This window comes from Streptomyces smyrnaeus, from assembly GCF_017676345.1.
GTDB classification, from domain to species: Bacteria; Actinomycetota; Actinomycetes; order Streptomycetales; family Streptomycetaceae; genus Streptomyces; species Streptomyces smyrnaeus.
In genome coordinates, this window is sequence record NZ_JAFFZM010000015.1 from 153,832 (window position 1) to 174,374 (window position 20,543).

General features: G+C 69.7%; 17 protein-coding genes and 1 pseudogene. 7 read left to right on the forward strand and 11 right to left on the reverse strand.

What is annotated here, in order from left to right:
• Positions 1 to 197 precede the first annotated feature (197 nt).
• Positions 198 to 509, forward strand: a complete 312-nt coding sequence (locus tag JW613_RS23875) for a hypothetical protein (protein WP_209212999.1) — start codon at positions 198 to 200, stop codon at positions 507 to 509.
• Here the strand turns inward: JW613_RS23875 and JW613_RS23880 are convergent.
• On the reverse strand, positions 485 to 784 hold the full coding sequence (locus JW613_RS23880) for a DUF6506 family protein (RefSeq protein ID WP_185018314.1): 300 nt from the start codon (positions 782 to 784) through the stop codon (positions 485 to 487). The genes JW613_RS23875 and JW613_RS23880 overlap by 25 nt on opposite strands.
• A 200-nt stretch (positions 785 to 984) precedes the next feature.
• Positions 985 to 2,010: a glycoside hydrolase family 113 protein gene (locus tag JW613_RS23885; RefSeq protein ID WP_209213000.1), complete on the reverse strand. Its 1,026-nt coding sequence runs from the start codon at positions 2,008 to 2,010 to the stop codon at positions 985 to 987.
• Between the two features lie 121 nt (positions 2,011 to 2,131).
• On the opposite strand from JW613_RS23885, the gene JW613_RS23890 reads away from it, so the two are divergent.
• On the forward strand, positions 2,132 to 2,782 hold the full coding sequence (locus tag JW613_RS23890; RefSeq protein WP_209213001.1) for a TetR/AcrR family transcriptional regulator: 651 nt from the start codon (positions 2,132 to 2,134) through the stop codon (positions 2,780 to 2,782).
• Between the two features lie 144 nt (positions 2,783 to 2,926).
• A complete protein-coding gene (locus JW613_RS23895) occupies positions 2,927 to 3,820 on the forward strand; it encodes a maleylpyruvate isomerase family mycothiol-dependent enzyme (protein ID WP_209213002.1) in 894 nt (297 codons plus the stop codon).
• Between the two features lie 170 nt (positions 3,821 to 3,990).
• On the opposite strand, the gene JW613_RS23900 is transcribed toward JW613_RS23895, so the two are convergent.
• Positions 3,991 to 4,977: a sulfotransferase domain-containing protein gene (locus JW613_RS23900; RefSeq protein WP_209213003.1), complete on the reverse strand. Its 987-nt coding sequence runs from the start codon at positions 4,975 to 4,977 to the stop codon at positions 3,991 to 3,993.
• Positions 4,978 to 5,699: 722 nt separating this feature from the next.
• Between JW613_RS23900 and JW613_RS23905 the strand changes: the two genes are divergently transcribed.
• Positions 5,700 to 6,983, forward strand: coding sequence for an acyltransferase family protein (locus JW613_RS23905; RefSeq protein WP_280635223.1), 1,284 nt, complete (start codon positions 5,700 to 5,702; stop codon positions 6,981 to 6,983).
• Positions 6,984 to 7,089: 106 nt separating this feature from the next.
• Positions 7,090 to 7,581, forward strand: coding sequence for a phospholipase (locus tag JW613_RS23910; RefSeq protein ID WP_209213070.1), 492 nt, complete (start codon positions 7,090 to 7,092; stop codon positions 7,579 to 7,581).
• Positions 7,582 to 7,857: 276 nt separating this feature from the next.
• On the opposite strand, the gene JW613_RS23915 is transcribed toward JW613_RS23910, so the two are convergent.
• The 4 genes and pseudogenes from JW613_RS23915 to JW613_RS23930 all read right to left on the reverse strand — a co-directional run.
• Positions 7,858 to 9,123 carry a bifunctional glycosyltransferase family 2/GtrA family protein gene (locus JW613_RS23915; protein WP_209213005.1) on the reverse strand — a complete coding sequence of 422 codons (1,266 nt, stop codon included), beginning with the start codon at positions 9,121 to 9,123 and terminating at the stop codon, positions 7,858 to 7,860.
• Between the two features lie 26 nt (positions 9,124 to 9,149).
• The gene (locus JW613_RS23920; protein WP_209213006.1) at positions 9,150 to 10,706 is read right to left on the reverse strand and encodes a sensor histidine kinase; all 1,557 of its coding nucleotides are present in this window, start codon (positions 10,704 to 10,706) and stop codon (positions 9,150 to 9,152) included.
• A gap of 23 nt (positions 10,707 to 10,729) precedes the next feature.
• The gene (locus JW613_RS23925) at positions 10,730 to 11,494 is read right to left on the reverse strand and encodes a response regulator transcription factor (protein WP_280635221.1); all 765 of its coding nucleotides are present in this window, start codon (positions 11,492 to 11,494) and stop codon (positions 10,730 to 10,732) included.
• A gap of 179 nt (positions 11,495 to 11,673) precedes the next feature.
• Positions 11,674 to 11,891 (reverse strand): annotated as a pseudogene (locus JW613_RS23930) (NERD domain-containing protein); the annotation flags it as partial.
• A 279-nt stretch (positions 11,892 to 12,170) separates the two neighbouring features.
• Here JW613_RS23930 and JW613_RS23935 point away from each other — a divergent pair.
• Both JW613_RS23935 and JW613_RS23940 read left to right on the forward strand, forming a co-directional pair.
• The gene (locus JW613_RS23935; RefSeq protein WP_209213008.1) at positions 12,171 to 14,060 is read left to right on the forward strand and encodes a DUF2075 domain-containing protein; all 1,890 of its coding nucleotides are present in this window, start codon (positions 12,171 to 12,173) and stop codon (positions 14,058 to 14,060) included.
• A gap of 133 nt (positions 14,061 to 14,193) precedes the next feature.
• Positions 14,194 to 16,272 (forward strand): DUF2075 domain-containing protein, encoded by a 2,079-nt coding sequence (locus JW613_RS23940; RefSeq protein WP_245226181.1) that lies wholly within the window; start codon positions 14,194 to 14,196, stop codon positions 16,270 to 16,272.
• A 71-nt stretch (positions 16,273 to 16,343) separates the two neighbouring features.
• Here the strand turns inward: JW613_RS23940 and JW613_RS35985 are convergent, their stop codons facing one another.
• From JW613_RS35985 to JW613_RS23955, 4 genes are all read right to left on the reverse strand, one after another.
• Positions 16,344 to 16,475, reverse strand: coding sequence for a DUF6408 family protein (locus JW613_RS35985; RefSeq protein ID WP_245226182.1), 132 nt, complete (start codon positions 16,473 to 16,475; stop codon positions 16,344 to 16,346).
• A 213-nt stretch (positions 16,476 to 16,688) separates the two neighbouring features.
• Positions 16,689 to 17,333 (reverse strand): DUF1266 domain-containing protein, encoded by a 645-nt coding sequence (locus tag JW613_RS23945; RefSeq protein WP_372447991.1) that lies wholly within the window; start codon positions 17,331 to 17,333, stop codon positions 16,689 to 16,691.
• Positions 17,314 to 18,870, reverse strand: a complete 1,557-nt coding sequence (locus JW613_RS23950) for an amino acid permease (protein WP_209213010.1) — start codon at positions 18,868 to 18,870, stop codon at positions 17,314 to 17,316. The genes JW613_RS23945 and JW613_RS23950 overlap by 20 nt, the downstream gene beginning before the upstream one ends.
• A 226-nt stretch (positions 18,871 to 19,096) precedes the next feature.
• Positions 19,097 to 20,488 (reverse strand): type III PLP-dependent enzyme domain-containing protein, encoded by a 1,392-nt coding sequence (locus JW613_RS23955; RefSeq protein ID WP_209213011.1) that lies wholly within the window; start codon positions 20,486 to 20,488, stop codon positions 19,097 to 19,099.
• Positions 20,489 to 20,543 lie beyond the last annotated feature (55 nt).

The following is a 20,543-nucleotide window of genomic DNA, read 5'->3' on the forward strand; positions in this document are numbered from 1 at the left end:
GCCCACGTCCCGAGCTTGGAAGTGGAAACGGCACAGGCAGGACCGAAGGTGGAGCGGTGGCCTCGAAGGGGTGGTGTCGCGCTGCCGCAGTGCGGGCGGTGACGGGTGCCTGCGCGGCTGCGGCTCTCGCCGGCTGTATCGCGGGGGAAAGCGGTCGGGCCGAGCGTGCTCCCGGCCCCGCGGCAACCGCTGTCACCGTGGTCCGCGACGATGTGACGTACCCGCTGACCATCGAAGTCACGGACTGGGGGACAGGGCGGCACCCGCAGGTCCCCGAACGGGGTCGTGCCGTGCACTTCAGCTACCGAGCCACCGCAACCGAACACCTGCCGGAGACGAGAGTGCAGGTCGCGGTATGTGCGGTGGACTCGGGTGACGTCGTGCTGCTGTGCGACACCGTCGACGTGTACGAGGGAGTGGGCCTCCCACCGGTGGAGACGGGTGACTCCTGGATCGGTCCCTCCGGGAGGGGCGCGTCCGGCGGTCAGGAGAAGATTGCGTGCACCTGATCGACGGCCTCGGGGCCGTAGCCGACGGTGCCCACGGGGACCGCGCCATCGATCGCCTCGATGATGCGTCCGGCCCACACCGGCCCGAAGCCTCCGCACAGCTCGATCAGTTGCACACCTTCGTCCACCAGCCGGCGTGCGACCTCGACGCCTTCCTCGGGCTTCTCCACCCCCACGAGGACAGTGCGGCACTTGCCCGTGTCCGTCACGCTGACATCGCCGCCTGCGGCGCTGCCGGCAGCCGTGTAGATGAATCCCCAGTGTGTGAGTGCCATGAGCGTGGACCTCCAGTGATCCTTGAGGCCACCAGCCAAGCAGGGCCGGGCTCGGCGCCGCCCGGCATTGCGGGCGATCGCCGAGTGATCCGCGCCTCACCTGCCGTCGCATCGACACCGTACGCCGTGTGTCGCGCGCCGTGCGTCGCACGCCGTACGTCGCGGGTGCGGGGTCGCTACGAGCCGGCCGTGCCATGTGGTCAGGCGCTGTAGGAGTCGGCGAGTGCGGTGAACGCGGCCTTGGGCTCCCAGGGCATGTCGGGATAGGTGCTGCCCGGGCCGTGCTCAAGGACTTTGACGATGCCGGGGCTGGCGAGGTCGAGATCGTCTCGGGGGTCGCCGTCGGGGCGGTGGGGGAAGTTGTGGAGGGCGAAGAGGAACGCGAATGTGCTGTCGACACCGTGGGTGTCGAACACCTCCAACAGTTCGCGCAGGTAGGCGGCTTGCCCGGCTTCGTCCCGGGTGAACGTGTCGTTCAGCCGGACCGGAGCACCGGTCCGGCTGTCGTACTCGGCGATCTCCATGCAGCGACCGCCCAGGTCACCGGCGCCGTGATAGGTCGCGGTGCCGAACTCGGTGATGGCGACCGGCTTTCCCTGGGCGACGAGGGTGCGCACGCCCTCGGGGAACTGGTCGGCGACCTCCGCCGACCGGTACAGGTCCACGCTGACGAAGTCGAACGGCGCCCAGTCGATGCGTTCGAGCGGTATGGAGGCGTAGGTGATCTTCCCGGCGAAGTGCTCGCGGACGACCGCCACGGCCTCGGCGAGGAAGCTGTTGACGTGTGCGCTGATTTCGCCCACCCGCTCGTGCAGGCGGTCCCGCTGGTCCAGCAGCAACCGAAGCCGGTCCTCCTGGGTGGCGCCGGGCAGGAACCCCTTGTTCATCAAGCTCAACTCGGCGCCGGTGACGAAGACGACCTCGGCTCCCCGCTGCCGCAGCCGCTCCGTGCGCGCGGCGCAGTCGGCGAACAGGTCGAGCATTTCCCTGCGGGTCAGTTCCAAGGGGTAGGGCGAGAACCAGACCTCCAGGCCCAGGTCGACGGCGGCGGCCGCGGCCAGTTCCAGTCGTTCCGGATCACCGCCGATGACGCGGACGGCGGTGCAGTGCAGGTCGTCACGGATGACGGACAGCTCCCGCCTGACGACGTCCGGGTCGAAACGCTCACGGGAGCGCGTTCCACCGCGGAGGAAGCCGGTGTCGTAGCTGATGCCCTTGGCCCGCATGGTGCTGGTCCTTCCTGCCGGGGGTGTCGGAGGTCTGACGCTAGAGGCGAAATATGCGCACACGCAAGTTTGGAGGGGCTACGAATTTGCGCACACGCAGTCTTAGCGGGATGCTGGTGCGGTGACGACACGACGGGCCGGTCTGCGCGAGCGGAAGAAGCAGGCCACACGAGAGGCGTTACGCGAGGCGGCACTGCGGTTGGCCCTGGAGCGCGGGCCGGACAACGTCCGCGTCGACGACATCGCGGAGGCCGCCGGCGTCTCGCCCCGCACCTACAACAACTACTTCTCCAGCCGCGAGGAGGCGATCGTCGCGGCCGTCACCGCCGAGCGGGGATCCCGGGTGGCGGCGGCAGTAGCCGCCCGCCCCGCCGACGTACGCCTCGCGGACGGCGTCCTCGATGCGATCGTGGAGCAGTACACCGCCCCGGGAGAGCCCGGCCGCGACGCACTGTTGCTGATCACCACCAGCCCGGCGCTGCGCAACGCGTTCCTCGACGCCACCGCTGCGATCGAGCACCCCCTCGCCGACGCGATCGATGACCGCCTCGGCGGCACCGACCCGTTCACCGCCCGAGTGCTCGCGGCGAGCGTCGCCGCCGCTGTCCATGTCGCGCTCGAACGGTGGCTGCAGCAGGCCGCCACATCCCCGGCCGGCGGCGGGCTCGTCGTCCCGGCCGGCTCCCTGCCCGACCTGCTCCGCACCGCGCTGGCACCCCTCACCCCCGCCCTCGACGCCGCCGAGGTGCGACCACGGCGCGCCGAGCATTGACAGCACAGGCGCTTGATCTGCGTCGGCGCGTCAACGCTCCGCCCACCTCCGGCGGGGTCGTGCTCAACAGCTCGCGGGTCGGCGGCCCGACGGGCGGAACGGAATCCGGTGGGCGTCGGGGGGTCCGGTTGGCAGGATCTCGGTATGGACTCACCGCTCAGTGACGTGCCGGGGCATTCCTGGCTCGGTGCCCCGATCGACGCCCGTCCGCTCTTCGGTCCTGAACAGGCCGCCCTGATGGCGACCCTGCGCGGTCTGACGCCCGCCGACTGGCGCAGGGAGGCGGTGCCGGGCTGGACGGTGCGGGATCTGGTCGCCCACCTCCTCGGCGACTTCTACGGCCGCCTCGCCCGAGACCGCGACGGCCAGCAGGAAGGTCCCCGCTTCGCGCCGGGGGAGACCTTGGAGGCGTTCATCCACCGCATCAATCAGGAGTGGGTCGACGCCCACCGCAGGGTGAGCCCCGCGGCCCTCGTCGACACCCTGGACCTGGTCGGCGCCCAGGTGGCCCGCTTCTTCGAGACGGCCGACCCCGACGCTCCCTCTCTGGGGGTGTCCTGGGCCGGTGTCGATCCGGCGCCGATGTGGCTGGACAGCGCCCGCGACCTCACCGAGTTCTGGACCCACCGCCAGCAGATCCGCCACGCCACCGGCCACGGCACCGATCCCGATGTGCGGTTCCTTTCCGTGGTCCTGGACACCTTCATGCGGGCCCTGCCCCACACCCTGCGCCGGGTCGATGCCCGCGTCGGCACCCAGGTCCAGGTGCGGATCGAAGGTCCGGCCGGCGGAACATGGACTGCCACTGCCACTGCCACTGCCACTGCCGCTGCAACCGCCACTGCCACGGTGGACCGGTGGTCTTTGGCCGAGCCGGAGACCGGGCACCCGGCCGCGACCGTCGGTCTGGACCCGGAGACCGCCTGGCGACTGTGTACCCGCGGCGTCCAGCCGGACACCGCCCTGGCCCGCGCCCGCATCGAGGGCGACCGTCGACTGGCGGAAGCCGCCTGCCGGATCGTGTCGATCATCTACTGACCGAGGATCGGGGATCGGGATCGGTGCCGGGACCCGGTATGTGCTGGTTTGGCGGTTCGCCCGCGTTACGGCGTACGGCGTCGGCCCCTGCGCCGCTCGGTTCGGCGCCTCGGACCATGCCGGTCGGACTCCGTCCGGCCTAGTCCGCTCCGTCCCGCCTACGAGTCCGTTCAGCGCTCCGGTGCGGCTGGGAGCGGGTGGGTGGGGTGCAGCCAGGCTGCCAGGTCGGGGGTGGCGCAGCGGGCGGTGACCTCCGCGTACCGGCGCAGGTCCTGTTCGGTCAGGACCTCCTGCCACTGCCCGGACGAGCCCCGGTGGAAGAAGTCGCGGGGGCTGCGCCAGACGTCCATGTCGGCCTCGGGGACGAGTTGGTCGGCCCGGCCGCGCATGGCCTCGAAGGTCGCCGCCCGCACCAGGTCGGGGAGCCTCTCCTTCGCCACCGTGATGCCGAGCTGCTGCGCCAGGCGGAGCATGTTTCCCGCCAGGTCGGATTTGAGGTCGTCGTAGTGCAGCAGCACCACGTTGTCGAGGTGCCGGGCATCCCAGAACGTTCCCAGATGGTGCAGCGTGAAGCGCAGACTCGCCGGTGCCTCGGTCACCGGGGCGCGGTTCTCGACCCAGTGCAGGAAGCCGGATGAGCCCGGCTCGGCGCCCTCCTGCACCCGCCGTGCCGCCCTCTCGGCCATCTCTTCGGCCACCTTCGTGTCGGCCTTCTCCCCGACGGCCCGTGCGCGGGCGCGCGCGACGGCGGCCGGGTCCATGTTGGCCATGTGGTGCTGCGTCGACAGGCCCACGTCGCGCGGATCGCGGCCCACACAGATGTACGTGACGCGCTCGTCGTACGGCAGACCGTCCAGCGGGGTGTGCGACTTGATGAATCGGCGGTGGGGCTGCGCCCGCAGGGCGGCCACCACGTCGTCCCGGTCCCGGTAGAGCGCGTCCAGCCAGGGCGACATGCTGTTCAAGGGCTGCGGGAGGTCGGTGGTGCCATGGATGAGCAGGGCGCAGATCATCTGCGTCCATGTGGTGCCGCACTTGGGCGGAGTACTGATCACGATGTCGTCGCCGCGGAACGGAAACCCCTCCCACCGCGCGCTGTCGAGGACCGGGGAGCGGTACCGCACCAAGGGGCGGCCGTCGGCCGCTGTCTCCACCACCGGATCAACTCCTCCTCGTTCAGCGACCCATGACCCTGGTACGGCGCCCGCACCGCGCTGCCCGCGGACGCTCTGCTGCTGACCGTACCCATGCCCCTTCCCATGCACCCCGACCCCCGATCAAGCCGCCGGCCGGCATGGCACGCCCGGCTCCGGCGGTGGAAGCGGCAACTCGGGCTCGGTGGCCGCCGGCTGCGGTCCGCCCCGGCGGCGGAGCCGGACTCGTCGTCTGGGCAGCCGTGCACGGGCTCGCTACGCTGCTCGTCGACGGGCTCGATGAGGCCCGGTCGAGTCCCGACGGCCCGCAGGAGGTCGACCGGGAGGCGGAGCACGTCGTCCCCAGCCGTCGTGGGCGGCGGCCTGGTACAGGAGACCGCATCGTCCCAGCGGTGGACGGCATCGCGATCCCGCCCATCCGGACCGCCTGCCCGTGCGGCAGGCAGGCAGCACTCAGGCCGTGCGCAACGGACGGCGGACGGGGGACGGCGGACTGGGGGACGGCGGGCGCGGACGGGGGAGGGCACAGCGTGATGTCGAACGCGGGGCAGCAAGGACAGGCGGCGTTACCCGAACCGGGCCGGGAGCATGAACCGGTACGGGAACGCGAACCGGGCCGGGAGCAGGAACCGGGGCCGGAGCACCAACCGGGGAGGGGGCCCGAACAGGGGCCTGGGGACAAGCAGGGAACACGCCCGGCGCCAGAACCGGAGCGGCGAGCGGAACTGGACGCCGTGCGGATGCTCGTCGTGATCGGACTGGTCTTCTTCCACTCCGCGCTGGTGTACGCCACCGACGACGACTTCTACGTCAAGAACGACGAGACGACCGGAGCCATTCTGATCGTCGCCGGGTTCGGTGTCGTGTGGGCCATGCCGCTGCTGTTCCTCATCTCCGGCCTCGGCGCCCGGCACTCGCTGCGACGGCGCGGCGCGAGGCGCTTCACCGCGGAACGACTGCTGCGGCTCGGCGTACCGCTGGTCTTCGTGACCCTCGCGCTCAACCCGCTGCCCCAGTGGCTGCGGCTGCGCTCGGCCGACGCCGACCACCACGAGTCGTACCTCGCCTTCCTGCCCCGCTTCTACGACGTTCGTCCGGAACCGGCCGAGTTCCCCTTCCTCCTCCAGGGTGAGCACTTCGAGACCGGGCACCTCTGGTTCGTCGTGCTCCTGCTGACCTTCTCCCTCCTGCTGGTGCCGCTCCATCTGTGGCTGCTGCCGCGCGAGCCGGTGCGCCGTATCGGTGACCGGGTGGCGGAGGCAGCTGTGTGCCGGCGCGGGCTGGTGCTCCTTCCGGCCGTCGCCTTCGCGGTGATCTGCGCCGGTGCGCGGATGGAGGAGGACTTCGCCGGCTGGCACCGCTGGTCGTATCTGCTCTTCTTCCTCGCCGGCTTCGCGCTCGCCGCCGACGACCGCTTCCGTACCGCGATGCGACGGGACGCCGGTGTCGCGGCCTGGATCGGTGTCGTGCTGTTCGCCGCGGCCGGCCCCGGCTTCGCGCTGGCCGACGAGCCCTTCACCGAGATGACCGCGTCGGCCATCGCCTCCCGGACGCTGTTCGGAGCCGCCGGATGGTGCCTGGTGGTCGCCATCCCGGGCCTTCTCGACCGACGACGGCTGCGACGGCTACGGCGGCTTCGACGACGGGGAGAATCAGAACGGCCAGAACGGCCAGAACGGCCAGAACGGCCAGAACGGCCAGAACGGCCAGAACGGCCGGGACGGCCACGTCGATCAGCAATCGAACGCGGATACGGCTACCTCGCCACCGCTGTGCTGCCGCTCTACCTTCTGCACCAGCCGATCGTGGTGGGCGTCGCCTACCTCGTGACCGGCTGGTCGGCGCCGATCCCGGTCGAGTACGCCGCCCTTGTCGCGATCTCCCTCACCCTCACCCTCGCCGCGTACGAACTGCTGGTCCGCCGGACGAGGGTGACGCGCTTCCTGTTCGGGATGCGGAGTCCGAGTCCGCGCCGGGGCGCCAACGAGGCGCGCTCAATTGCTAGTTGAACGCATCTGTTCAGGACGTGCACGCGGCTGGCAAGCTTGGCGTGCCCCGGCGAACCCCACCTGGCCTGGGCATCTCTGGCTCGTCCTCTCGGAGGTCTTCATGAGAATGCGCCGCCGTTACGCCGTCCCCCTCACCGTCGCCGCTCTGGCGCTTCCCGCCGTACTCGTTCCGGCCGGCTCGGCTTCGGCCGCTCCCGCCGACAAACTGCAGGTCCTCAGCTCATGGACGCAGACCAGCGCGTCGAGCTACAACGCCTGGTACGCCGCCCGGCAGAACCAGGGGCAGTGGGCGGCCTACGGGTTCGACTGGTCGACGGACTACTGCAGTTCCTCGCCCGACAACCCGTTCGGCTTCCCTTTCCAGAACGCCTGTGCCCGCCACGACTTCGGCTACCGCAACTACAAGGCGGTCGGCGCCTTCTCCGCGAACAAGGCCCGCATCGACTCCGCGTTCTACGAGGACCTCAAGCGGGTCTGCAGCCGCTACTCGGGGGCGACGAAGACCGCTTGCAACTCGACGGCGTGGACGTACTACCACGCCGTCGACATCTTCGGCCTCAAGGGCGCGGACAAGGCTGCCGCCGACAAGGTCGCCTGACGGTTGCCGGCCTGCCGGCTTGCAAGCCGTCAGGCGTGACGGCTCGGAAGCCTGACGATGTGAGTGCCTGAACAGGCTGTGCCGCGCACACCCCTTCCCGCCGCAGTGGTGAGCAGTCACCGGGGTTCGTCTCCCCTGATGGTGCCGGTGCGGCGGGAATCCGCCTGCGGGTGGCGCGGTGCGCGGTGTGCAGCGCGTGCAGGTGTGTTGTGGTCGGGCGCGCAGTTCCCCGCGTCCCTTGGGGGCGCGCCCTCTTGGAGAACTTGGAGAAGGCACTCAGCGGCGGGTGAAGACCCAGGCGCGGAACAGGACGAAGCGCAGGACCGTGGCGGCGAGGTTGGCGCAGACCAGGACGGCCAGTTCGGCGCTGTGCGGCGCGTCGGTGGCGGCGGTGTCCAAGGCGGCGAGCGAGCCGCTGGTGAGCGCCAGGCCGACGGCGAAGACGAGCAGCCCCTGGGCCTGGTGCCGCACGGCGCGCTCGCGGCCGCGTACGCCGAACGTCAGCCGTCGGTTCGCGGCGGTGTTGCCCAGCGCGGACAGCAGCAGGGCGAGCGCGTTGGCAGCCTGGGCGCCCATGCCTTGCCGCAGCAGGGAGTAGAGCCCCAGGTACAGCAGGGTGCTCAACGCGCCGACCAGGCAGAAGCCGATGAGCTGGCGCGGCAGGCCGCCGGGTACGTCGGCCAGGTGGCGGTCGCGCGGGTCGTCGCCGAACGGGCGGCGCAGCCGGTCCAGGGGCAGCGCGCCGCTCGCCAGCGCTCGCCCGACCCGCCAGACGCCCTTGAGGTCGTCGGTGACCGTGCGCAGGATGTCGACCCGCGAGTCGGGGTCGTCCACCCAGTCCACGGGGACCTCGTGGACGCGCAGCCCGGCCCGTTCGGCCAGGACCAGCAGTTCGGTGTCGAAGAACCAGCCGTCGTCCTGCACCAAGGGCAGCAACTGATCGGCCACTTCGCCGCGTACGGCCTTGAAGCCGCACTGTGCGTCGGAGAACCGGGCGGCCAGTGAGCCGCGCAGCAGCAGGTTGTAGCCGCGTGAGAGGACCTCCCGCTTCGGTCCGCGCACCACGCGTGAACCGGAGGCCAGCCGGGTGCCGGTGGCCACGTCCGAGTGCCCCGAGATCAGCGGTGCGACAAGCGGCAGGACCGCGTTGAGGTCGGTGGACAGATCGACGTCCATGTAGGCGCGTACCGGAGCGTCGGAGGCGGCCCATACGGTGCGCAGGGCGCGCCCCCGCCCCTTCTCCTCCAGGCGCACCGGCGTCACCTCGTCGAACTTCTCCGCGAGTTCGCGGGCGACCTCCTGGGTGCGGTCCCGGCTGGCGTTGTCCGCGATGGTGATGCGGAAGCCGTAGGGGAAGTGGCGGGTCAAGAAGGCGTGCAGCTGTCGGACGCAGGGACCGAGGGCCGTCTCCTCGTTGTGGACGGGCACCACCACGTCCAAAACGGTGGCCGTGCGCAGCTGGGACGGCAGATGGTGACGGGCCGGCAGGGTCGCACTCGCGGCGAGGTCGCCGGGGTCGGCGAGACGGGTTCGTACGTTCATGCAGCCGACCGTCCCGGGCCGGCCTGTCAGCCCGGTGTGGCCAGGCTGTGAGGCAGCTGTGAGGTGCCGGATCCGGCGCCACCCACCGGCAGGCACACGGTGAACACCGTCCTGCCCGGGCGGCTGTCGACCCGCACATCGCCCTCGTGAGCGGAGACCACCGCCGCCACGATGGCCAGTCCGAGTCCGGTGCTGCCGTGGTGCCGGGAGCGTGAGGCGTCGCCCCGCGCGAAGCGTTCGAACACCCGCTCCTGGACGTCCGCGGGGATACCGGGGCCGTCGTCCACGACCCGCACCTCCACATGGTCGCCGTCACCACGCGGCGCCAGCCCGGCGCACACGGTGGTTCCCGGCGGGGTGTGGGTGCGGGCGTTGGCCAGCAGATTGACCAGCACCTGGCGCAGTCGCCCCTCGTCACCGGTCACCAGCAGCGGCGACGAGGGCAACTCCAGACGCCATCTGTGCGCGGGCCCGGCCACCCGGGCATCGCTGACCGCGTCGACGACCAGCGCCGAGACATCCACCGGACGCCGCTCCAGCGGCCGTCCGGCGTCGAGCCTGGCCAGCAGCAACAGGTCCGCCACCAGGCCGCTCATGCGGACGGCTTCGGACTCGATCCGCTCCAGCGCGTAGCCGTTGTCCGTGTCCGAGCCCGTCTGCTTGCGACGCGAGAGCTCCGCGTACCCGCGGATCGACGCCAGCGGCGTACGCAACTCGTGGCTGGCGTCCGCGATGAAGCGGCGCAGCCGCTGTTCGCTGTCGTGCCGGGCCGCCAGCGCCGAGCCGACGTGCCCGAGCATGCGGTTCAGCGCCGCTCCGACCTGGCCGACCTCCGTCCCCGGATCGGTGTCCCGCACCGGTACCCGTTCGCGCAGCCGTACCTCGCCGCTGTGCAGCGGCAGTTCGGAGACACGGGTGGCGGTGTGCGCCATCCGCCGCAACGGCCGCAGCGCGACCCGTACCGACGCCGCGCCCGCGATCCCCGCGCCCAGCAGACCGGCACCGGCCACACACACCTCGACCAGGACGAGCGTGCTGATCGTGTCGTCGACCGAAGCCGTCGGCAGCCCCACCAGCAGCGTGCCGTCCGCCACCTGCACGGACGTCACCCGGTAGCTGCCCACCTGCGGCAGCTCGGCCGTGTGCGGCCTGCCGTCTCGCGGTACCGAGGCCAGCGCCGCCGACTGGGCGCTGGTCAGCGGCTGGATGTCGACTCCGGGCCTCCCGTCGGCCGGCTTTTGCTGCACACTGCGGGCCGCGGAGCTGAAGGACCCCTCCTCCGTCCCTTCGGCGAAGGCGCCGACGGTGCCCACCGGCTGCCCGCCCACCCCCAGGAACCGCAGCTTCTCCAACCCCTCCGGCCGCGGATGCCCGGGCGGCCCCGGCCCCGCCGCACGGAAGGTGACGTCCCTCAACTGGCTGTCGAGTTGCTGGTACAGATAGGTGTGCAGGGCGATCGTCGTCACCGTACCGATCACCGCGGCCACCACCGCGATCATCGCGACGGCCGAGAACACCAGTCGGGCCCGCAGCGAACGGCGCAGCCGCAGCCGACCGCGCAGCCAGGCGAAGAGACGGGACATGCTGGCAGGCCCTCGCTCTTTCCTCACTCCGCGGCCGGCTTGAGCAGATAGCCCGCCCCGCGCCGCGTATGGATCATCGGGGCCCGCCCCGCGTCGATCTTCCGCCGCAGATACGAGATGTACAGCTCCACGACGTTGCCCTGACCGCCGAAGTCGTACGACCACACCCGGTCCAGGATCTGCGCCTTGCTCAGCACCCGCCGCGGGTTGCGCATCAGATAGCGCAGCAGCTCGAACTCGGTGGCAGTCAGCCGGATCTCCGTACCGCCCCGGGTCACCTCGTGGGTGTCCTCGTCCAAGGCCAGATCACCGACCACCAGCAGTGACGACGGCTGTCCGGGCGCGGTCGCCCCGGCGCGCCGCAGCAGCCCCCGGAGCCGGGCGATGACCTCCTCCAGACTGAACGGCTTGGTCACATAGTCGTCGCCGCCCGCCGTCAGCCCGGCGATCCGGTCCTCCACCGCGTCCCGCGCGGTCAGGAACAGCACCGGAATCCCCGGAACCACCGCATGCAGCCGCCCGAGCACGGTGAGCCCGTCCACGTCGGGCAGCATCACATCCAGCACCACCGCATCCGGCCGCCACTCCCGCGCGGCACGCACCGCCGCCTCACCACCGCCCTCCGCCCGCACCTGCCACCCCTCGTACCGCAGAGCCATCGACAGCAGCTCGGTGAGCGACGGCTCGTCGTCGACCACCAGAATGCGCACCGGACTGCCGTCGGGCCGCCGCAACGTCTCCTGCCCCAGCGCCCCGGCACGCGCACCGGACACCGCCTTCTCCGCCATGCACGGCAGCCTGCACGCCGAACCTGAGAAAAAGCTGTGAAAGGGCTGGGGACCGGCTGAGAACTGTGGTGGCGTTTTCTGGCCTCGGGCCTAAGCGGGAACGTGAAAGTGCATGGGCACCCGCTGGGAGGCGGCTGTGGAGTCGAAGTCGGTCAGCCGAGCGGCGACCGTGGCGACGGCGAGCCGTGCCCGTCCTTCAGCTCGATCACCCCCGCACCGTTTGGCAGGACGACGAGCAGGTCGACCTCGTATACGTAGCCAGAATTCGCGGTGAACGTGAAGTTCGACCAGGCCCGCCACGGATCGGCGTACGGCAGCTTCGCGCGAATCGTCTCCAGCCCGCGACGTTCATGGTTGGCCCAGGGTCGGTGACTGACATCCACCGGTCTTGCCGTATCGGTCGCGTCCCCGCTTCCTCACGTTCACTGCGGGTGGTTGACGATCGCCGCCCTCCGCCGCCCCGACAAGACGATCACCAACGAGGTGAAAGTCGTGACAGCGGACTGGTGGAGCCGCTTCTCTCCTGTGCACAGGCTGTCAGCGACATGGCTGTCTTGCACAGGTATCCTTGATCCCTCGTCATCCGCGGCCCGCCGGGCTTCCGCTCTCCCTGACCGGAGACACATGGACACGCCCCCACCCGCACGAGTCTCGTCGTGCTGCCTGGGGGCATTTCTTGTTGTTCCGCGCGTCCGCCAAGACGGTTGCCGCCATGGTTCTTGACGGTTCGCTTTTCCTCCACCTGAACGAACAGTTCGCCCACCATCACGGGTACCGGGTCGGCCCGGCGGAAGCCCAGTCCTGGGAGCGGAGTATCCCGGCTCTGGTGAACGCGCTGAACGAGGCGGGCCTCGGGGACGTAGAGGTGCTGTTGGAGTACGCGTTGCCGTTGAACAGCAGGCGCGCCGACGCGGTACTCGCCGGCCGACATCCCACGACGGGCGAGCCTTCCTACGTGGTGGTCGAACTGAAGCAGTGGGGCCAGGCCGAACCGGACGAGGAGGACCCGGAGCTCTGCCACGTCCACGGCAACGACCGCTCCCGACCGAAGCTCAACCCGATCGAGCAGGTCCGCCGATACTGCGAGTACCTCGTCAACTTCAACGGCGCATTGGCCGAGCACGGGCACCGGGTGAGCGGTGTGGCCTATCTGCACAACGCGACAGAGTTCGGTGTCGCAGGGCTGCGCGCAGTCGAGTCGGATGAGTGGGGCCAGCTGTTCACGGGGCAGCATCGGGGCGGGTTTCTGGAATACCTGCGTGCCAAGCTGAGCCGTGCGGTCCCCGGGGTTCCCATGGCGGATGAGCTTCTCAGCGGGAAGCAGGTCCCTTCCAAACAGCTCATGTCGGTTGCTGCCCAGGAGGTGCGCGAACGCGAGCAGTTCGTCCTCCTGGACGAGCAGCAGGTCGCCTACCGCATCGTGCTCAATGCCGTACGCAGGGCCAAGCAGGCAGATCACAAGGAAGTCGTGATTGTCGAAGGCGGTCCTGGCACGGGAAAGAGCGTGATCGCGCTCTCGCTGCTCGGCGAGCTCTACCGGCAAGGCGACACCGCGCTGCACGCGACCGGCTCACAGGCATTCACCAAAACGATGCGGAAGGTCGCCGGCGCCCGGAAGCGTGACGTGCAGGACCTGTTCAAGTACTTCAACAGCTTCATGGCCGCGGAGAAGAACGCCCTCGACGTGCTCATCTGCGACGAGGCGCACCGGATGCGGAAGACATCCGCCAACCGCTACACCCCGGCCAGGCTCCGCACCGACAAGCCTCAGGTGGAAGAGCTGATCGACGCCGCCCGCGTTCCTGTTTTCCTCCTCGACCAGCACCAGGTGGTGCGCCCCGGCGAGATGGGCACGGTGAAAGAGATCGAGGCCGCCGCCCAGAAGCGGAATCTGGCCTGCACCGTCGTCCATTTGGACAGTCAGTTCCGCTGCGGAGGCAGTGACGCCTACCTTCGCTGGGTCCTCCGGCTCCTCGAGCTGGAGCCGGGCGGGCCCGCGCTCTGGGAACCCGACGATCGGATGGAGCTCCGCGTCGCTGACAGCCCGGAGGAGATGGAGCGGTTCCTCGATGACCGCCGTGCTCAGGGATTCGGAGCCCGCATCACAGCTGGCTACTGTTGGAAATGGTCGAAGGAGCCGAAGCCGGGGGACCCGTTGCCCGCCGATGTGGTGATCGGGGACTGGGCACGGCCGTGGAACCTGAAGGGGGAGCGGGGCGTGTCCGGCGCGCCACCGTCCGCGCTCTGGGCCACCGATCCGGCGGGCTTCGGGCAGGTCGGCTGTGTCTACACAGCCCAGGGCTTCGAATACGACTGGTCGGGCGTCATCATCGGTCCTGATCTTGTCTGGCGCGGTGACCGTTGGATCACTGATCGTGCGGCGTCGAAGGATCCGGCCTTCAACAAGTCGACGTCCGACGACGACGTCGACCGGCTCATCCGCAACACCTACAAGGTTCTGCTGACACGCGGCATGGTCGGCACGGTGGTCTATTCGACCGATCCGGAGACGCAGGAGAAGCTGCGTGCATTGGTGGGCGCCCAACGCGAGGTCGCTGTCGGCTGACGCCGATCGACGCGAGCCGGCGCCGGTGTTCATTAGGATCGTCGGGAACGGTTGCGGCCCGACGGGCTTCCAGCAGGACATGCCCCCACCCGCACGAGTCACTCGTGCCCTGGGGGGAACAGAATCCGTGTCCATGCTCCTGCTGAAGCTCTCGGCGGAAGACCTGCTCACCCTGGACGAACGGCATCGCATGGTGCCGCACCTCGCCGAGCGGTGGAAGCGCTTCCGGAAGAATGACGCCTCCGACGGGGAGCGCGCCGCCTGGGCGGAGAGCCTGGTGGAACTGGCCCGCGTCATGGTGGACGCCGGCCGTGGACATGTCGAGATGGTCGTCGAGTGCGCCGCCACCATCGGACAGAGCCCCAAGAGCGTGCCCACCATCGATGTGGTGCTCCTCGGTAGCCATCCCGAGACCGAGGGTCTCTCGGTGCAGCTTGTCGAGCTGAAGCGGTGGTCGTCGGTGACGCAGGTGGACTCCGCCACTGCCACGGAAGTCGTCGTGCCGGGGATGGGTAAGAAGCCGCACCCTGCACTGCAACTCGAGGCGAACTACCAACGCTTCGTGGGCGAGACCGGCCCTTTGCGCAAGCTGTCATTCGAGTGCGGAGGCTTCACCTACCTGCACAACGCGACGGAGGAATCGATTCAGCCGCTGCTGGGCATCAATGCGCCGATGGGCGCGTACTCCGCCGTCTACACGCGGGACAGGCGTGAGCAACTGATGAAGGACCTGCGGAAGCACTTCGGCGGGGACAGCGGGTACTCCTACGCCGAGATCCTGCTTCGCCGGATGGGTGTCCGGAACACACCGCTGCTCGACGCGATGATCATGTCGAGAGGCGAAGACACCGTCTTCACCCTGCGGCGGGAGCAGCGGAGGGTGGCGGACCATGTCAAGGACAGGGCCGCGAAGGTGCTGGGCGAAAACGCCACGGACCTCGAGCGGGCGGTGTTCGTCGTCACGGGCGGTGCGGGCACCGGAAAGAGCGCCATCGGTCTGCAACTCAAGGCTGAGTTCGAAGCAGCAGGATTGGAGGTCCGCTATGCGAGCGGGTCCAGAGCCTTCAACGGTGCGATGCAGCGGCACGTGGGTTACGGTGACCGCGAGTTCCAGGAGAGCTTCACCTACTTCAGTAGCTTCATGAACCCTCCCGAGGAGCCTCTGGACGTCCTGATCTGCGATGAAGCGCATCGGCTCAGGGAGATCTCCGAGACCCGATCAGGCGAGAAGGGTGCAAAGCCACAAGTCGAAGAAATCCTGGACGCTTCTCGAGTCGCCGTGTTCTTCCTCGATGAGGGGCAGTCGGTACGGCCGAACGAAGTCGGCACCCAACAGTTCATCGTGGACGCCGCCGAAAAGTACGGAGCCCCGGTCGTTCCTCTCGACCTGCGGGCACAGTACCGGTGCGGAGGCAGCGATGCCTACGTGAACTGGGTCCATGACCTCCTCGGCCTCTCGGGCAAGGAACCGGGGAAATGGGTCCCCGACGGGCTGATGCATATCGAGGTCGCCGATTCACCGGAAGAAATGGAAAGGATCGTCCACGCGGAAGCCCGTGCCGGGGCAACTGCCCGCATGGTTGCCGGGTTCTGCTGGCCCTGGAACCCACCGCAGGGTAAGGAGAAACGCCTCGTGGCCGATGTACGCATCGGCGACTGGCACCGCCCGTGGAACGCGAAGGGCGACAGCTACTGTGAGAACGGCGCTGTTCCTCCGGGCACGCTGTGGTCCGTCCACGAAGGGGGCATCGGTCAGATCGGATGCGTATATACCGCGCAGGGGCTCGAGTGGGACTGGTGCGGCGTCATCATGGGCGACGACATGGTGAGGCGGGACGGTCAGTGGGTGTTCCAGCGGGGAAAGCGGAGGACGGACAAGGAGACCGGGTACAGGCGCGTAGCCGTACCGGGTTCGCTGGACGATGAAGTCCGGAACAGCAACCTCAGTGATGAGGAGTTTCGTCAGTGCGTCCGCAACGCCTACCACGTGCTGCTGACCCGAGCCAGCCGGGCCACGGTGCTCTATTCAACGGACGAAGAGACGCGAGCGTACCTGAAGGAGCTGGTCGGCGAGGTTCAGATCCATGGGTTGCGGCCTTCCTGGCAGGAACTCCCACCGGCGCTGCGGGTCCCGCACCAGAAGCGACCGGAACATCGACGCCCCGGTAAGAAGAAGCCCCAAGCCCCGGAGGGCCAGGACCCTCTCTTTTGAGGTCTGTCCGACTACGGCACCTCGGGAGAGCGAAGAGACGTGGCGGGTTCCCGGACCCGCCACGTGCCGCCTCAGAAGAGGAGGCGGGAGACTGCCGCCGCCAGTGCCGTCGCCAGCACATTGGTGACGGTCTTGGTGGCGACGTCGAGGAGGACCTTGCGGATCCACACACGACGCGCAGACTTGTACTCGACCGGGTTCATATACCACTCCACAGATGAGTCGGCGGAATGGTGAAGCAGTTGCCCCACCGGGCAACTGCAGTGGTGCCGTACTGTTCAGCACGGCGGACCATTCGCTCGCACTCAGTGCAGTGGATCAGAACTCGGGCCTCGTACCTTCCGGGAAGGTGCGCAGCGTAAACATCCTAGCCCATAAGGGCGTTGGGCTCGGGGTCCTGAGGCTCTCGCCGAACGTCACCCTCGCAGCGGCACCGTCGTCCAAGAGCTCTTCCGGTGGGTCGTCAGCAGGCGGTGGGAGGCGCGGACCTCGCGGTACCAGGAGCCGAGAGTGTCCTCGTCGAAGTGGAGGCAGCGGCCCAGGACGTAGCCGAGGGAGAAGTCGGTCCAGGTGTCGTACTCCTCGGCGGCTGCGGCGCCGATGGCGCGGAGTGCTTCGCGGGCCTCCTCGGGGCGGCCAGGGTGCGACGGACGTGGGCGTGCGGGGCGAGGAGGCCGTCCTCGCGGAAGCGGGCCTCGTAGCGCGGTATGCGGGCGAGGACCTCGTGCGCCGCAGCGACGGCGCCGGACAGTTCGGGGTGGTGGGGGCCCAGTTGGTCCACCAGCAGGCGGCCGATGGCGTCGCGCCACGCCTGCTCGGTGACCGGGGCGCCCTCCTGCCGTACCAGGAGGGCTGCCCGCGCGCCCATGGCCATGTCCCACAGCGGGGTGGAGACCTGCGGGTCCGTCTCGCCGCCCGAGCGGGACGTCCGCAACCGGTTGCCCACCCAGGAAGGATCGGCGACCTGCGCAGAAAACCGAACACCCTGGGCCCCGTGTGAAACCGAACCGTGCCGCGACCGTTGGAGCGTAGCCGGAGTGGTCACGGGTGGGGCCCCGCACCTGTGGGGTCGTCCGGTTCGGGGGTTTCCCCCTGTTCGTCCGCCGCCCGGTGGCGTTCCGCAGCCAGTGCCGTCACCCGGTGTCGTACGGCGTGCCAGCCCGCCCACAGGGCGGCGGCGATCAGGGGGAGGCAGGCCACCGTCCAGGTGCCGATGTCGCCGTCGGAGGCCATCAGTACGACGACCAGCAGCAGGAAGGCGAGCGTCAGGTACGAGGTGAAGGGCGAGCCCGGCAGGTGGAAGCCGCCGTCCTTGGCGCGGCCCTCTCGCACTCGGCGGCGCAGCGCGAGCTGGCACAGGATGATCACCGCCCAGGTGCCGATCATCGTGACGGCGGAGAAGTTCAGCACGATGGAGAAGGCGCGCTCGGGGACGACGTAGTTGAGGGCGATGCCGAGCAGGTAGCAGGAGGCGGTGAGCAGGATGCCGCCGAACGGCACGTGCCTGCTGTTCATCTTCGTCGTGAAGTGCGGTGCTGATCCGGCGAGCCCCATGGAGCGCAGGGTGCGCCCTGTCGAGTACAGGCCGGAGTTGCAGCTGGAGAGCGCTGCGGTGAGCACGACGAAGTTCATGATCTGCCCGGCGCCGGGGACGCCGATGCGGCTCATCAGTGTCACGAACGGCGACTCGTCGCCGCTGTAGGCGCTCCAGGGGAGCAGCAGGACGAGCAGCAGTACCGAGCCCACGTAGAAGACGACGATGCGCCAGGAGACCGCGTTGATGGCCTTCGGGATGACCGTCCGCGGGTTCTTCGTCTCGCCCGCGGTGATGCCGACCATCTCGATCGCCGCGTAGGAGAAGACCACCCCCTGCACCACCACCAGGGCGGCCACGAAGCCGTGCGGCAGCATCCCGCCGTGGTCGGTGATCAGCTGTGGTCCGCCCGCATGTCCCTGTACCGGGTGGCGGCCGGCGAGCAGCCAGCAGCCGACGGCCAGGAACGCGATGATGGCGGCGACCTTGACCAGCGCGAACCAGAACTCGAACTCGCCGAACCAGCGCACCGATATCAGGTTCGCGCCCAGCACCACCAGCAGGGCGAACAGCGCCAGCGTCCACTGGGGAATGGCACGCAGCGCGCTCCAGTAGTGCAGATAGACGGCGACCGCGGTGATCTCCGCGATGCCGCTGCAGATCCAGTGCAGGAAGTACACCCAGCCCGCCACGAAGGCGGCTTTCTCGCCGCCCAGCAGCTCTCTGGAGTACGAGACGAACGAGCCGGACGTCGGCCGGTGCATCACCAGTTCGCCCATGGCGCGGGCGATGAAGAAGGCGAACAGGCCGGTGACGGCGAAGACGACGACCAGCGACGGACCCGCGGAGCGCAGCCGCTCACCCGTACCGAGGAACAGTCCGGTACCGATCGCGCCGCCCACGGCGATCATTTGCACCTGTCTGTTGCGCAGGCCCGACGCGTAGCCGTCCTCGCGCACCAGCGTCCCCCGGGTGGGCCGGTGGGCTGCTGCGGGGGCGGATGCGGGAGGAACGGGGGACTCGGTGGTCGCCCCGTCCGCGCGGGTGTCGGCTCCGTGCGCCATGGGTTTCGGTTCTCCGTGGACGGATCGGGGCACACCGAAGCCCCGCACGCCGAACGGCACAAGGGCCAGGACAGCGCACAGGGATGGGTGTGCCTGGTGGGCAGGCGGGTCGGGGTGGTGCACCGCATCTCGGACGGCGCACCAGCCGCAGGCCGGCCGCGGGACGGTTGCGGTCAGCTGCGGATCGGCCGGAGTCGGTCGCCTGTGGGTCGGCCCCGGCCGAGGGTCACGCGGGTGAGGGCCCGGCGGCGGTGGTGGGCGGGTGCTGACCGCCGGTGCTGGTGTCGGCGGTCAGCGCACCGCGCTGTGCGGCGCCGCTGTCGGCCAGCACTTCCTCGAGCTGTTGCGCCGGTCGCACCAGTGAGAAGCGGATGCGGCCGTCAGCGGCGCGCCAGAACCCGTGAACGGCGGGCCGGGGCAGGCTGTTGTACTGGAAGGGCGTCGAGAAGTAGTAGGCGCCCGTGTCCCAAAGGGCCACCACATCGCCCGGTGACAGCTCGGGCAGTGCCCTCTCGCGTGCCATCAGGTCCCCGGCGAAGCAGCAGGGACCGGCCACGTCCTGCACCACCTCGGGTGCGTCCTTGGGTGCGCCCTTGGCGTCGAAGGCGCCGACCCGGAGGGGCCATGACTCGGGGGCGAACGCGGTACGGGTCGCCACGTGCGCTCCCGCGTGGGTGACGGCGATCCGCCGGCCGCCGGAGCTCTTGGTGTACTCCACCGATGCGGCGATGAAGCCCTGTTTGGCCAGCAGCGACCGGCCGAACTCGGTGACGACGGTGTACCGCCCGTCGAACAGCCCCGGCACGGTGCGGCGCAGCAGTTGGGCGTAGGTGTCGAAGGACGGCTCGGTCTCGTCGCCCGCGAAGTTCACCGGGAGGCCGCCGCCGATGTCGAGGGTGTCGATCTGCTGTCTGCCCGCGGCGCGGTTGATCTGCTCGGCGAGCTCGAAGACGACCCGTACCGACTCGGCCATCAGCTCCAGCGGTACGCCCTGCGAACCGGTGTGGGTGTGCAGCCGGGTCAGCCAGGGGCGGGCCAGGCAGCTGTCGACGATCCACTGCTCGACACCCTCGTCGCGCAGCCCGATCCCGAACTTGGAGGTGGCTGTCGCGGTGCTCATCGCGCCGATGGAGCCGGTGCCCACCTGCGGGTTGATCCGCAGCCCGACGGGTGCGCCGGGGTCCTGTCCCGCAGCGGTGCGCGCGGCGACGAGCGCATCCAGGCGGGCCAGTTCCTGGGCGTTGTCGGCGTTGACCGCGACGCCGGTCTCCAGGGCGTCGCGCAGCTCGGCCACGGTCTTGGCGGGGGAGTCGAAGACGGTCCGGGAGGCCGGAACACCTGCCGCGCGGGCGAGCGCCAGCTCACCCGGGCTCGCCACCTCGCAGCCGACTCCTTCGTCGGCCAGCAGCTCCAGTACGGGCACCAGCGCGCCCGCCTTGACGGCGAAGGTGTGCAGCACGGGGGAGGGGCCGGTGAACGCCGTGTGCAACTGCCGGGCGGTCTCCCTGATGCCTTGCACGTCCAGCAGGGCGACGACCGGCGCTTCCGGGCCGAGCAGTCCCTCACGGGTCGCTGCGGCGATCGCGTCCTGCCTGCGTGCCACAGCGTCCAGCACCATGTACGGCTCCTTCCTCGTGCGGCTTCCTTGTGCGGCGGTCCCGACCGCGACGGAT